Genomic DNA, 13,138 nt, shown 5'->3' with positions numbered 1-13,138 from the left:
CGTATTGTCTTGGGGAGGATAGATCATGGACGCGCAAACCTTTGGCGCTTTCCTGTTGTGGCTGATCATTGCCGCGATCGTCGTGGTGATCGCCGTCTACATCTTGCGCTGGCTCTATCGCCGCTCGACCAAGGAGACGGCGTTCGTGCGCACCGGCTTCATGGGCGAGAAGGTGGTGGTGAATGGCGGCGCCTTCGTCATTCCGGTGCTGCACGAGATCACCCCGGTCAACATGAATGTGTTGCGCATCGAGGTGCGCCGCGAGGATGGTTTTGCGCTGATCACCAAAAACCGCATGCGCGTCGACCTGATCGCCGAGTTCTTCGTCCGCGTCGGCGCCAACCGTGACCTGGTGGCCGCCGCCGCGCAGACGCTTGGCCGCCGCACGCTGCAGCCCGACAGCCTGCGCGAATTGCTGGAAGGCAAGTTCGCCGGCGCCCTGCGCACGGTCGCGGCCCAGATGACGCTCGAAGAGATGCACGAACTGCGCGGCGACTACGCCGCCAAGGTGCGCAGCCTTGCTTCGGAATCGCTCGCCGCCAACGGGCTCGAGCTGGAAAGCGTCGCCATCGTCGATCTCGACCAGACCAGCCTCGAATATTTCGACCCGTCCAACGCCTTCGACGCCGAGGGCCTGACGCAGCTGACGGAATCGATCGAGACCCGCCGCCGGATGCGCAACGAGATCGAGCAGCGCACGCTGGTCGATATCCGCAACCAGAACCTCGACACCCAGCGCAAGGTGCTGGAGATCGACCGCGACAGCGAATATGCCCGCCTTGAACAGGAACGCGAGGTCGAGATCCGCCGTGCCGCGCAACGTTCGGAACTCGCCATCGAGCGCGCGCTGCGCGACCAGCAATCCGAGCAGGCGCAGCTTTCGTCGCGCGAAGCCGTCGAGAAGTCGCGCCTCAACCAGGAGCGAAACATCACCGAGGAGCGCATCAAGAGCGAGGAAGACACGCAGCGTCGCGAGATTGCGCGGCGCCGTTCGCTCGACGAGACCGAGATGAAGATGCGTGAACTGACCGAGCGCGAGCAGATTGCGCTTGAACTGTCGCTGGAAAAGGCCCGCATCGAGCGGGAGGGCACGCAGAGCCAGCTCGAGATCGAGCGCAGGAAACTGCTCGAGGTCGCGGAGCTGGAGCGTCAGATCGCGCTGGCTGAAAAGGCGCTGGAAGTGACGAAGGCCGAGGCGGAAAAGCGCCGCGCCGAGATCGTCGAGAACCAGGCAACCGAGACGGCGCGGATCGCGCAGGATCGCGCCATCGACGAGGTCAGGATCGCAAGGGAGCGTCACCTCGAAGCGCTGCAGATCGCCAAGCGTCAGGCTTTCGAGGAAGCCGAGATCTCGGCCGGCGAAGAGGTCGAGCGTGCCCGCATCACCACCGAGCGCGGCATCGAGGAGGCCCGGCTGATCAAGGATCGCGATATCAGGCAGCTTGGCGTCGACCGCGACCAGAAGATCGAGATCGCCGAAATCCAGAAGGCAATCGATATCGCCAAGAAGACGCAGGAGCGGTCCTCGGCCATAGCCGCTTCGGAAGCCGTCCGCGCCAAGGCCATCCAGGCCGAGGAACAGGCCTTCACCGCCCGCGAGCGCGAGATCGCCGAGCGCCGCAAGCTGACCGACCTGATCGGCGCGCAACGCGAAGCCGAGCGTGACGCCTTGCGCATAGTCTCTGCCGCGGATGCGGAGATGAAGGCGGCAAAGAGCCTTGCCGAAGCGCAGAAGATCGCCGCCGTAGCGGCCGCGGAATCGGAGAAGATCCACGCCCTTGCCGCCGCCCAGCGCTACGAAGTCGATGCCGCCGGCCATCGCCAGCTCAACGAGGCCGAGAACCTGCTCTCGAACGAGGCGCGGGCAGGGCGCCTGCGTGGCAAGCTGCTCGACCACATGGAAGGCATCATCCGCGAGAGCGTCAAGCCGATGGAGAAGATCGAGGGCATCAAGATCCTGCATGTCGACGGCATCAACGGTGGCACCGGCGGCAACCGCAACGTCACCGACGAGGTCATCGACTCGGCGCTGCGTTACCGTGTGCAGGCGCCGATGATCGACAATCTGATGAAGGAGATCGGCATCGAAGGCGGCTCGCTCGGCCGCATGACCGACGTGCTGCGCGACGCCAAGGACATTTCAAGCCTGACCCGCGACAAGAAGGGCAAGGGCAAGCCCGCCAAGGACGACGATGACGACCGCGATCACTGAGGTGAGGGCGGTGTTTCACTACGCTTCGTTGGGCCGTGCGGGACGATGTCTTGCGCCTGATTGCCGTGCTGCGTCGGTTTGCGATGATTGCCAAGTGGTTCCCCCACTCCGTCGCTGCTTCGCAGCGCCACCTCTCCCCCGTCCGGAGGGCGAGGAAGAGAGCCCGCCGCGGACGGTTCGCGCCCTTCCTCTCCCCCGTCGATCGGGGGAGAGGTGTCGAGCGAAGCTCGACGGAGTGGGGGTCGATCTGGCGCGGCGCGAGACAATGTATGCGCGGACTTCCATGCCCATAGCCGGCTTTCAAGCATGACCAAGGTCTATGTGTCCTCGGTCATCCCCGCTCCGGCGGCGGAAGTCTGGAAGCTTGTGCGCAACTTCAATGGTTTGCCGGGCTGGGCGCCGTTCGTCGCCGAGAGCCGCACCGAGCAGAACGCGCAGGCCGACCAGATCGGTTGCATCAGAAGTTTCACGCTGAAGGACGGCGGGCGGATTCGTGAAAGGCTGCTGGCGCTGTCCGACTATGATCTATCCTGCAGCTACGCGATTCTCGAAAGCCCGATGGCGGTGGAGAATTATGTCGCCACCCTGTCGCTGACACCGATCACCGACGGCAATTTGACGCTCGCCGAATGGCAGGCCGAGTTCGACTGCGCCGCCGACCGCGAAGCTGCCCTGATGCATCAGATCGGCAATGGCGTGTTCCAGACCGCCTTGACCGCGTTGAAACACCGGTTCGGGCGCTGACATCAGCCGATGGTCCAGGTTCGCCAGAGCACGATCATCGATGCGCCGATCGACGAGGTCTGGGCGATCCTGCGTGATTTCAACGGTCATGACCGCTGGCACCCGGCGATCTCGTTTAGTGAAATCGAAGGTGGTGAGCCTGTCGATGCGGTCGGCGCGGTGCGCCATTTCCGGCTCGCCGACGGTGGTGAGTTGCGCGAGCAACTGCTGGCGCTGTCGGACAAGGATCATCGGTTGAGCTATTGCCTGCTCGAAGCGCCGCTGCCGTTGATGGGCTATGTCGCCTCGGTGCGGCTGAAGCCGGTGACCGATGGCAACGCGACCTTTTGGGAATGGCGTTCCGAATTCCACCCGCCGGCGCATCGCCGCGACGAACTGGTCAAGCTGGTCACCGAAGGTATCTATCAGGCCGGCTTCACGGCCGTGCGCAACCTCTTGCGACGCGGAAGCGTGGGCGCGCCGATCGACGCGAGACAATCGCGGGCGGCTGCAGCCCCGATGCCATCCGCAAGCGTGCCACGCGCGGTGTCAACGATTGCTCCGGGTCAGGCCGCGACGACCAAGGCAATCCTGGTCGAGCGTTATGGCGGACCGGAGGAGTTGCAGCTGAAAGAAATCGGATTGCCGCCACTGGGGCTGAACGAGGTGCGGATCCGTCATACGGTGATCGGCGTCAACTTCATCGACGTCTATTGCCGCACCGGCTTTTTCGACCTGTTGCAGCCGCCTGGCGTGCCGGGCATGGAGGCCGCAGGCGTCATCGAGGCGGTTGGCTCGGCGGTGTCGGGCTTTTCGGTCGGCGATCGCGTCGCCTATGCCTGCCCACCGGTTGGCGCGTATGCGGAGCGGCGCAACATGGCGCCCGAGCTGCTGGTTCATCTCTCGGACGATATTCCAGATGAAATTGCCGCTGCCGGCCTGCTCAAGGGCGTTGCCGCGAGTTTCCTGCTGCACGATGTCCATGTCGTGAAGCGCGGCGACATCGTCCTCGTCCATGCGGCGGCCGGCGGCATCGGCCAGTTGCTGGTGCAATGGGCCCGCCACCTCGGCGCGACGGTGATTGCCACGGTGTCGAGCGATGACAAGGCGCGGATCGTCGAGCGTCTCGGCGCGCACCATGTCATCGTCTACTCCCGCGAGAATTTCGCCGAGGCCGTCATGCGGCTGACCGCAGGCATGGGCGCCAATGTCGCTTATGACGCGGTCGGCAAGGACACCTTCGCCGGTTCGCTCGCGGCCCTCGCCGTGCGTGGCCATCTCGTCAGTTTCGGCCAGGCTTCGGGGCCGGTCGGCAATTGGGATATCGGCCGCTTCGCCTCCAGGTCGCTCACCATCTCGCGGCCCAACTACGCCCACTATACCGACACGCCGGAGAAGCTCGCGCCGCATGTCGCCAGGTTTTTCCAGGCCCTTCGCCAAGGCGTCGTCAGGGTCGAGGCGCCGACGCGGTACGATCTTGCCAACGCCGCCGACGCGCACCGCGATCTGGAATCCCGCCGCACGACGGGGGCCCTGGTCTTGCTGCCGTAGTTGGCGGGTCAGCCCATTGCGCTGGCGTAGATATCTAGCACTTGTGTCACGCTGCAGATCAGCAGATCCCTGGCCCTTGGTGCGACGGAGCCGTTCGCCACCGCGCGGTCGAGATGGCCAAGGTACTGGCTGATGAGGGGTGAGGGGATGTCGCGGTCGCCGAGCGCCTGCATCAGCGCATCCGTGGCTTGCTTCGCCGCCGGTGCCGGCCAGTAGTAGCGGATGCGGTCGCTGTAGGAGAAATGGCGTTCTATCCGCTGCTCGGCCTCGGAGCCGTGGTAATAATTCTTCCAGTTGGCGGGCGCAGCCTGCATGGCGCGCTCCATGGCCGCCGGCAGGCTTTCGCGCGTCGCATCGGGAGCGAGGATATCGGCGATGTGGCTCAGACCATAGAGCGCCTCGCGCAGGGCGAAGGTTAGCCACGGCCCGACCTTGAGGATGGCAAAGCCATTGTCGACCAGCGCGGTCAGCGCCGCGACCGGCTGGTAGTCCGTCGAGTGAGCCTCGAAGACGAATTGCGGCAGGTCCCGAAGCGTTCCGGCCAGGGCGCCGGCGCGTTCCGGCCGGTAGGCGATCACCTCGGCATTGCCGAATTCGACGCCCGGCTGCACGACGACGCCGATCGCGCGCGAAAAAGCCTGGTCGAGGCCACGGCGGCTGAAAGCCTGCCGGTGGATGCGTACCGTCTCCAGGGCCGCCTCCGGCGTCGTCACCGCCAGATGGTCCAGCGCCTCGAAGGCACCGCCGTGCACCGGCACTTCCGTGCCGATGACGTAGACAGGTTTGGCGCCGCCCGCTCGTTCGGTCGCGGCCTCGGCCATCGCGGCCAGTTCCGCCGCGCGCGCCGCAATCGTCGCGTCGGGCGGTGCGGCACCCTCGCCGGCGCAGCCCATGCTGGCGTCGAGATGGATCTTGGTGAAGCCGGCTTCCGCATAGGCCTCGACCATGGCCGAGGCCTTCTGCATGGCCTCCGGCGCGGGCAGGTGCTTCCAGGGATTGGGCCCGAGATGGTCGCCGCCAAGCACGAGCCTGTCCAGGGGAAAGGCGACCTTGCCGGCGATCGCCTCGACGAAACGCCGGAAGTCCCCGGGCGTCATGCCGGTATAGCCGCCCTCGTGGTTCACCTGGTTGCAGGTGGCCTCGATCAGCACGTCGGCGTCGCGCGCCTTGCCGTGGCGTAGCGCCGCCTCGATGACGAGCGGATGGGCCGAGCAGATCGAGGCGATGCCGCGGCGCTCGCCGGCCGCGCGTCGCGTCGCGATGGCAGCCAGCCTGTCCGTCGCCTGGCTCACGCCGTCTCTCCGGTCTCGGCCGTCTCGATGAAGGCCTCGACGGCGGCAAGGGAGGCTATGCCCTCCATCGGCCCCTTCTTCGTGACCGCCAGTGCGCCGCAGCCATTGGCGATTCTGAGCGCCTTCTCGGGCGTCGCCCCGCGCAGCCAGAAGGAGACAAAGGCGGCGGCAAAACAGTCGCCGGCGCCGGTCGGGTCGATTTCGTCGACGACGAATCCGGGCGACGCGGTGCGTCCGGCCTGGTCGTAGTGAACGGCGCCTTGTGCCCCCTTCTTGATGACCACCGTCGAGATGCCGCGTTCCAGCATTTCGCGCACCGCGCCTTCCTCGTCGGTCGCCCTGGCGAAGATGAACAGTTCCGGCCCGCTCGGCAGGAACAGATCCGTCTTCGAGAGCACGAAATGCAAGGCTTCGCGCAGGCCCGGCAAATCGAGCATTTCCTTGCGGATGTTGGGGTCGAAGGAGACCGTGCCGCCGCGCGCCTTGACGGTTTCGATCCCGGTGCGCGCCACCGCGATCGTCTCCGGCGAGAACAGCGAGGTGCCCATGACGTGAAAATGGTCGGCGCTGACCAGCAGCGCGCGCGCCTCGGTGCCGATCTCGATCAGGCCGGCAGCACTTTGCTTGATGTTGTAGACGAAATGCCGGCTGCCATCCGTCTCGTAGGTAACGAAGGCGGTTCCGGTGGCGGCGCCGCGATGCACCTTGATGGCCGAGATGTCGGCGCCGTCGGCGCGCAGGCGCTCGATGTTCAAATGGCCGAAATCGTCATCGCCGACCGCGGCGATCAGGCCAGCCGGCTGGCCGAGCCGCGCTGCCTGGTCGATGAAAATGGCCGGTGCGCCGGACGGAAACGGGCCGACGAGTGGCCCGGGAGCAAGGAAACTCTGGCCGATCCGCTCGGCCATGATCTCGACCAGGATCTCGCCGGCGCAAACCAGTTTCTTCATGTCCTCACCATTCGCCGGATGGCATCGGGCCGGCGGCCGGATGCGAAGCGTCATGTTGCGTCTTGTCGCTGTCTGAAAGCCTATGCCGTCAGTTTTAGAGCGTCAATAAATAATTTGACGCACGTAATGTTTTTACGCTGTATTGGGAAACGTGAAAATTTGACTGAATAAGTTCGGTCAAGCATTGCCGCTTCCGGGCAACGGCCGCATGACTGGTGACGGCCGGATCGTTCCGGTCGGTGATTGTGGCAAGAGGACGTGAAAGATCGATGGCGGAGAAGACGCACCGCACGATGGATGACTTCGCCCAGGCCTGTGGCGTGTCGCGCCCGACGCTGTCGAAGTACTTTGACGATCCGGCGAGCGTGAAGCCGGCGACGCGGGCGCGCATCGAAGCCGCCCTGCGTTCCTCGGACTACCAGCCGAACCTTTTTGCCCGCAACCTCAACCGCAAGCGCACCCGCAACATCGGCATCGTCGTGCCGACGATCACCGATCCGTTCTATGCCGAGATGGTCAGCCGCATCGAATTTCGCTGCCGCGACGAAGGCTATTGGCCGATCGTCATCTCCTCGCACGGCTCGCCGAAGCTGGAAGCGGAATCGGTCAGGACGCTGCTGTCACTGAAGGTCGCCGGCGCGATCATCGCGCCGCTGGGCCTGGCCTCCGACCGCAGCGTTTTCGACAAGCTCGGACAGGACATTCCGATCGTCTATTTCGACACCTATATCGAGGGCGATACGCCATTCGTCGGCAACGACAACCGGCAGAGCGTGTCGACCATCGTCGACTATCTGTGCCGGTCGGGCGAGCCGCCGGCCTATCTCGACATTCCACATGTCAACCACAACTCCGGCGAACGGCAGGAAAGCTACATCATCGCGATGGAGACGGCCGGGTTCGAGCCGGTCGTCATCGAGGCGGCGCGCGATTACACCTGGGACTTCGAGCGCGTGGGCTACGAGCAGATGGAAGCGATGCTGGAGACCGGCACCTTGCCCGGCCGCACCATCCTATGCGCCAACGATCGTCTGGCCTTCGGCGTGATGTCGGCGGCGTTCTCGCGCGGCCTGAAGATCGGCCGCAGGCCCGACTGCGATCTGCGCGTTGCCGCGCATGACGATCATCCGTTGAGCCGCTACACCTGTCCGGCGCTGACCACCATGGCGCAGGATTTCGCCGCCATGGCTGGCCGTAGCGTCGAGATACTGCTGGCGCTTCTGGACGAAGCCAACCTGCCAAGGCAAGGCATCGAACGCACGGTCAAGCTCGATGCCACCCTGGTGATGCGTCAGTCGGCTTGAGCAGCCGACGCCAGCGAATCCCGTTCGAATCGGCGCCAGGCAGCCACGCCTTCGGCCACCACTTGCCGCGCGGCAGGGATATGGCGTCCCATCGAGACGAAGCCATGGATCTGTCCCGGCCATTGCCGCAGGATCACCGGAACGCCGGCGGCCTGCAGGCGCTTGCCATAGGCTGCCCCTTCGTCGGCAAGGATATCGCAGCCGGCAAGCGCCACGAAAGCCGGCGCGACGCCGGCGAGATCAGGCGCCAGCAGTGGCGAGACGCGCCAGTCCATGATGTCGTCGGGCGTTCGTACATAGTGGTCGCGAAACCATGCCATGGTGGCGGCCGTAAGCCCGAAGCCGTCGCCGAAACGCCGGTAACTGTCGGCCGTCTGCCGCGCATCGGTGTTGGGATAGATCAGGATCTGCGCGGCAAGCGATGGCGCCAGCCCGTCGCGGGCGAGTAGCGCCAACACGGCGGCCAGATTGCCGCCGGCGCTGTCGCCGGCAACGCCGATGCGAGTCCGGTCGATGCCGAGTTCGGCGGCGTTCTCCACCATGAAGCGGAGCGTTGCCCGGGCATCCTCCAGCCCGGCGGGAAATTTGTGTTCCGGCGCCAGGCGATAATCGGGACAGACAACAACGGCGCCGCCGAGGTTGGCCAGCCAGCGGCAGATCTCGTCATGCGAATCCAGATGGCCGATGACCCAGTCGCCGCCATGCAGATAGAGCAGCGCCGGCGCCCCGCTTCGTGGCGCGCCGATGCCGCGATGGATGCGGATCGTGACAGGACCGCTCGGCCCGTCGATCTGCTGCTCCAAGGTCGTTGCGACCGACTCGTGCTCGCCCTGCAGCGTCGGGAACGAAGCGTTGTAGGCGGCGCGCGCCGCCGCCACGCTGCCATTCTCGAATGGCTCACCGCCGGCCGTGCGGCCGATTTCGAGGACGCGCAGCGCATCCGGGTCGAGTGTCATCGTCATATCCTCAGGCCAGCAAGCTGCTTGCCTCGTCCTCGGTCAGCAGGGCCGGCTGGATGACATCGCCCGCGACGGCGACCGAGCCCTGTGTTTCACCAGAACGCAGGATCGCCTCCATGATTTCCAGCACGTGCAGCGCCAGATTGCCAGAGGCGCGGGGCGTGTTCCCGGTTTGGAGCGAGCGCACCAGATCGGCGACGCCGAGCATGCGGTAGTTGGCGCGATCGGGCGCCGCATAAGGCCAGTTGCGGGCGCCATAGAGTTCGCCTTCGCTGGCGAAATCCTTCCACTCGGCGCCGCGTTCGGAGAGCGAGACGGTGCCGCCGAATGTGTCGGGGTCGGGCAGCCGCAGCGAGCCTTCCTTGCCGTGCAACTCGATCGGGTGGTTGGAGTGGCGAAAGACATCCCAGGAGGCGCCGAAGGTGACGGTCGCGCCGGAACGGAATTCAAGCAGTGACAAGACGTTGGTGGGCGTGCCGACCTTGAATGTGGTGTTCTTGAATGGTCCCTCGGCGGTGATCAGCCGTTCCTCTTGGCCGCGCGTCGCCATCGCCATGACCCGCTCGACCGGACCGAGCAGATTGACCAGCATGGTCAGATAGTAGGGGCCCATGTCGAACACCGGCCCGCCGCCCGGCTGGTAGTAGAACTGCGGGTTGGGGTGCCAGTGCTCCATGCCGCGGCCCATCATGAAGGCCGTGCCGGTGACCGGACGGCCTATGGCGCCGTCGTCCATCAGCCGGCGCGCACGGCGTCCGGCGGCGCCAAGGAAGGTGTCGGGCGCCGAGCCGAGCAGCAGGCCGCGCTTTGCCGCCTCCGCCACCAGGCGGCGTCCGTCGCTGGCCGAAGTTGCCAACGGCTTTTCGGTGAAGACGTGCTTGCCGGCCGAAAGTGCCGAAAACGAAATGTCGAAATGCGCCGCCGGAATGGTCAGGTTGAGGACAAGATCGATCTCGGGGTCGGCCAGCAGCGCATCGACGCCGAGCGCCTGGATGCCATATTCCTTCGCCCGCACCGCCGCCATGTCGGCCGAGATATCGGCGCAGGCGCGCAACTCGATCCCGCCGAAGAGCGCGGCATTGCGCAGATAAGTCATCGAGATATTGCCGCATCCGATGACGCCGATCCCGAGCTTCGTCTTTGATCTTCCGTGCATTTTTGATCGTACCTCCCCAATGCGGTCATGGTCTGCCGAATCCATTGTGGCGGCAACGGATCGCCTTCGAAAAGCGCTATACAACATTTTAAATATTGACGCGCGTAAAATTTTTATACAACATGCGAAAATGCTGGCGCGTTATCGGGAGGCTGCCAGCCCTGGGAGGAGAAAATGACTGACCTGAAAAACGGCCGGGCGCCGATGCGAATCCCGTGGGTCATGCGCGCATTGGATATTGCCGTCGCGGCCACGGATCTCGACGGGGTCAGGCATAGATCACCTTGACCCCGGTCCTATCAAGCTGGCTGCGTATCGGGCCGGACAGGCCATCGTCGGTGATCACGACATCGACGCTCGACAGCGAAAATGCCTTGGAGGTCCCGCTGACGCCCCATTTGCTCGAATCCGCAAGGAGGACAACGCGCCGGGCCATGCGCACGAGGTTTCGCTTCGTTCGCGCCATGTCTTCGTTCACGTCGACCACATCCAGTGATGAGTCAATCGCATGCGCTCCAACAAAGACCTGATGCGCTACCAAGCCGCCGAGAGCCGTGTCGGCATCGGTGATCAGCGTGCTCACCGTGTCTGGATAGACCCGGCCACCGATCATGTGAACGTCGAGCCCGGGCCGATGCATCAGATGCTGCACGATATTCATCGCCGTGGCCGCGACCACGACATTGCTGAGCGGCGGTAACAGCATGGCAACCTGCATCAATGTCGAGCCGCCGTCGAAGATGACCGACTGGTTGTCCTCGAACAGTTCTATCGCTGCCCGGGCGATACGTTTCTTTGCATCGAGGTTCGTTTGCATCCGCCGGGCGAACGCGGCCGTGGTCGAATCCGTGGTCCGGGTCACCGCCCCTCCACGGGTCTTGGTCAGCAGTCCCTTGCGGTCCAGTATCTCGAGGTCGGAGCGCACCGTGACTTCCGACACGCCAAAATCGTCTGACAGGTCCTTGATGCGAACCTGTCCGCTGCGTTGCACTTCACCCAGGATCGATTGGCGTCTCTGCTCTGACAACATTTCCCTGTCCTTGCCTCCATGCACCAGGCGATCGCCCTGGCCTCGGTTCACTCTACCAAAAATACGCGAATTCGAAAGCTTTCGAAAGATTGCATTTATCCTTTCTTTCGCAAACACTGGGTCCGGGATTTTGAAATCAATCGATTGGAAAGTTTTGGACTCATGAGCCTCGGAACCAAGGTGCGCCTGGCGCGCCTCTTCTCACATCCATCGGGCAATCTTTTTGGCGGCGCGGTCGATCACTTTGTCGGCTATGGCGACGTGCGCAAAGGAGGTCTTGCCGACCTGCCGGGCGCGCTTGCACGCGTCATGGTGGGCAAACCCGATTACGTCAGCATCCAGCCTGGCACCGCACGCCATCTGTGGCCGCAATACGCGGGCAAGGCTTCCCTGGTGATCCAGGCCGGCTGCTTCACCCCAGACGATCGCATCAGTGAACTGATTGCGACGCCCGAGGATGCGGTGCGCGCTGGCGCCGATGCGTTGGCCGTGGCCATTCCGGTGCGCGGCGCGACCGAGGGCAAATACATACGTTGGCTGACCGATTCGGTGAATGCGGCGGCCCGTTATGGCATGCCGGTGGTGGCGCATATCTACCCTCGCGATTTCACCGACGGGGCAAAAATCGTCTTCACCCCCGACGAGATCGCCTATGCGGCGCGCATCGGCTACGAGTCCGGCGTCGACGTGATCAAGATCGGCTACACGGGCGATTTCGAGTCGTTCCGAGAGACCGTTCGGACCTGCCCGGTGCCGGTCGTGATCGCGGGTGGTCCGAAGACGGATACGCTGCTCGGCGCGCTTCAGCAGACGGCGGACGCCATCCGGGCCGGCGCGCGCGGTGCCGTGGTGGGCCGCAATCTCTGGGGGCATGGCGATCCGGAAAAGGCAGCGATTGCCTTTCGGGGCGTCATCCATGACGGCCTTTCGGCGCAAGACGCCCTGGCGAAGGCGGGTGCCTGATCGATGCCCACCGTCCCTTCAATCCTCGGCTTCGGAGCCATTGCGATCGACGACATCGTCTATGTCGATCAGCCGTTGTCGGCAGGCAAAGGGAAGGTTCTTGAAAGTGCCCGGGCGTTCGGGGGAAATGTCGCGACGGCGCTTGCCACCGTCGCACGGCTCGGCGGAAGCGCCGGGTTCGTCGGATGGCTGGGCAATGCCGCCGACGACGCCGTGTTGTGCGATCTCGTTGCGAGCGGCGTTGAAACCGCGTTCGCGCCGCGCCACCCGGACGCGCGCCCGGTGCGCTCGCGGATCACCGTCGGTTCGGATGGGGAGCGGTTCATCGCGTATGACGACGAAGCGATGCTGGGCACCGCGCCGGACTTTCCGGACGAGGTTCTCAGCCGCGCGACCGTCCTGATCGTCGATAGCTATGCGATCCGGTCGCTGGATGTCGTGGCTCGGGCTCGCGATCTCGGCCTTGCGATCCTCGGCGATATCGAATGGAGCAGCGGCCCGGCCACGGAGCGGCTGATCGCGCTCTGCGACCATCTCATTCTGCCACTCGGCTTTGCGCGGACCGCCACGGGGTGCCGATCGCCCGCCGAGATGCTCGATGCATTGTGGTTGCCGTCACGGTCCGCCGTGGTTCTGACCGATGGTGGCAGGGGCGTTTACTATCGCGGACGCGATGCGACAGGGTTCTGGCACCTGCCTCCACACCGGGTTGCCGTCGTCGACTCGACCGGTGCCGGTGACTGCTTTCATGGCGCCTATGCCCATGCATTGACGCGCGGTGCCGACACCGCCGGCCGGGTGGCATTCGCTGCCGCGGCGGCGGCCCTTTCGATAACGGGGCGGGGCGGGCGCGAGGCGCTTCCGACCGACGACCAGGTAACGGAACTCCTGGCATCGACGAACGCGCCGTCGGCAGTCGAACTGAAATATGCGCAACTCGATACCGGAACATAGTCGAACTATCCGAGGAAGTATTTCGCAGGTGAAGATAAGCCGAG

11 protein-coding genes are annotated in these 13,138 nt (G+C 64.7%); 6 read left to right on the top strand and 5 right to left on the bottom strand.

The genetic code is table 11. The features are described from left to right. Window positions 1-25 precede the first annotated feature (25 nt). From AC56QQ_RS25545 to AC56QQ_RS25535, 3 genes are all read left to right on the top strand, one after another. On the top strand, window positions 26-2,212 hold the full coding sequence (locus AC56QQ_RS25545; RefSeq protein WP_497123832.1) for a flotillin domain-containing protein: 2,187 nt from the start codon (window positions 26-28) through the stop codon (window positions 2,210-2,212). Between the two features lie 306 nt (window positions 2,213-2,518). Continuing rightward, the gene (locus AC56QQ_RS25540) at window positions 2,519-2,956 is read left to right on the top strand and encodes an SRPBCC family protein (protein WP_497123831.1); all 438 of its coding nucleotides are present in this window, start codon (window positions 2,519-2,521) and stop codon (window positions 2,954-2,956) included. 9 nt (window positions 2,957-2,965) lie between these two features. After that, complete coding sequence (locus AC56QQ_RS25535) at window positions 2,966-4,486, top strand: SRPBCC family protein (RefSeq protein ID WP_497123830.1); 1,521 nt, start codon at window positions 2,966-2,968, stop codon at window positions 4,484-4,486. An 8-nt stretch (window positions 4,487-4,494) separates the two neighbouring features. Here the strand turns inward: AC56QQ_RS25535 and AC56QQ_RS25530 are convergent, their stop codons facing one another. Together AC56QQ_RS25530 and AC56QQ_RS25525 are read right to left on the bottom strand one after the other, a co-directional pair. Then, a complete protein-coding gene (locus AC56QQ_RS25530) occupies window positions 4,495-5,778 on the bottom strand; it encodes a D-tagatose-bisphosphate aldolase, class II, non-catalytic subunit (RefSeq protein ID WP_497123829.1) in 1,284 nt (427 codons plus the stop codon). Beyond that, on the bottom strand, window positions 5,775-6,728 hold the full coding sequence (locus AC56QQ_RS25525; protein ID WP_497123828.1) for a tagatose kinase: 954 nt from the start codon (window positions 6,726-6,728) through the stop codon (window positions 5,775-5,777). The genes AC56QQ_RS25530 and AC56QQ_RS25525 overlap by 4 nt, the downstream gene beginning before the upstream one ends. 269 nt (window positions 6,729-6,997) lie before the next feature. Here AC56QQ_RS25525 and AC56QQ_RS25520 point away from each other — a divergent pair, with 269 nt between their 5' ends. Further along, a complete protein-coding gene (locus AC56QQ_RS25520) occupies window positions 6,998-8,032 on the top strand; it encodes a LacI family DNA-binding transcriptional regulator (protein WP_497123827.1) in 1,035 nt (344 codons plus the stop codon). Here the strand turns inward: AC56QQ_RS25520 and AC56QQ_RS25515 are convergent. The 3 genes from AC56QQ_RS25515 to AC56QQ_RS25505 form a co-directional block, all read right to left on the bottom strand. Continuing rightward, complete coding sequence (locus tag AC56QQ_RS25515) at window positions 8,020-8,988, bottom strand: alpha/beta hydrolase (protein WP_497123826.1); 969 nt, start codon at window positions 8,986-8,988, stop codon at window positions 8,020-8,022. The genes AC56QQ_RS25520 and AC56QQ_RS25515 overlap by 13 nt on opposite strands. A 10-nt stretch (window positions 8,989-8,998) precedes the next feature. After that, a complete protein-coding gene (locus AC56QQ_RS25510) occupies window positions 8,999-10,147 on the bottom strand; it encodes a Gfo/Idh/MocA family protein (RefSeq protein ID WP_497123825.1) in 1,149 nt (382 codons plus the stop codon). A 268-nt stretch (window positions 10,148-10,415) separates the two neighbouring features. After that, on the bottom strand, window positions 10,416-11,177 hold the full coding sequence (locus tag AC56QQ_RS25505) for a DeoR/GlpR family DNA-binding transcription regulator (protein ID WP_091576910.1): 762 nt from the start codon (window positions 11,175-11,177) through the stop codon (window positions 10,416-10,418). Between the two features lie 162 nt (window positions 11,178-11,339). Here AC56QQ_RS25505 and AC56QQ_RS25500 point away from each other — a divergent pair, with 162 nt between their 5' ends. Both AC56QQ_RS25500 and AC56QQ_RS25495 read left to right on the top strand, forming a co-directional pair. Continuing rightward, window positions 11,340-12,140 (top strand): beta/alpha barrel domain-containing protein, encoded by an 801-nt coding sequence (locus AC56QQ_RS25500; RefSeq protein WP_023756676.1) that lies wholly within the window; start codon window positions 11,340-11,342, stop codon window positions 12,138-12,140. Window positions 12,141-12,143: 3 nt separating this feature from the next. Next, entirely contained in the window at window positions 12,144-13,094 is a 951-nt protein-coding gene (locus tag AC56QQ_RS25495) for a PfkB family carbohydrate kinase (protein WP_497123824.1), read from the top strand. The last annotated feature ends 44 nt before the right edge of the window (window positions 13,095-13,138 follow it).

The organism is Mesorhizobium sp. RCAM 05099 (genome assembly GCF_059683685.1).
The sequence above is the reverse complement of the archived record's forward strand: the minus strand, read 5'-3'. Positions and strand labels throughout refer to the sequence as shown.

Coding starts and splice junctions, on each gene's coding strand:
- AC56QQ_RS25545 (WP_497123832.1), top strand. CDS start 26: ATGGACGCGCAAACCTTTGGCGCTTTCCTGTTGTGGCTGATCATTGCC.
- AC56QQ_RS25540 (WP_497123831.1), top strand. CDS start 2,519: ATGACCAAGGTCTATGTGTCCTCGGTCATCCCCGCTCCGGCGGCGGAA.
- AC56QQ_RS25535 (WP_497123830.1), top strand. CDS start 2,966: ATGGTCCAGGTTCGCCAGAGCACGATCATCGATGCGCCGATCGACGAG.
- AC56QQ_RS25525 (WP_497123828.1), bottom strand. CDS start 6,728: ATGAAGAAACTGGTTTGCGCCGGCGAGATCCTGGTCGAGATCATGGCC.
- AC56QQ_RS25520 (WP_497123827.1), top strand. CDS start 6,998: ATGGCGGAGAAGACGCACCGCACGATGGATGACTTCGCCCAGGCCTGT.
- AC56QQ_RS25515 (WP_497123826.1), bottom strand. CDS start 8,988: ATGACACTCGACCCGGATGCGCTGCGCGTCCTCGAAATCGGCCGCACG.
- AC56QQ_RS25510 (WP_497123825.1), bottom strand. CDS start 10,147: ATGCACGGAAGATCAAAGACGAAGCTCGGGATCGGCGTCATCGGATGC.
- AC56QQ_RS25505 (WP_091576910.1), bottom strand. CDS start 11,177: ATGTTGTCAGAGCAGAGACGCCAATCGATCCTGGGTGAAGTGCAACGC.
- AC56QQ_RS25500 (WP_023756676.1), top strand. CDS start 11,340: ATGAGCCTCGGAACCAAGGTGCGCCTGGCGCGCCTCTTCTCACATCCA.
- AC56QQ_RS25495 (WP_497123824.1), top strand. CDS start 12,144: ATGCCCACCGTCCCTTCAATCCTCGGCTTCGGAGCCATTGCGATCGAC.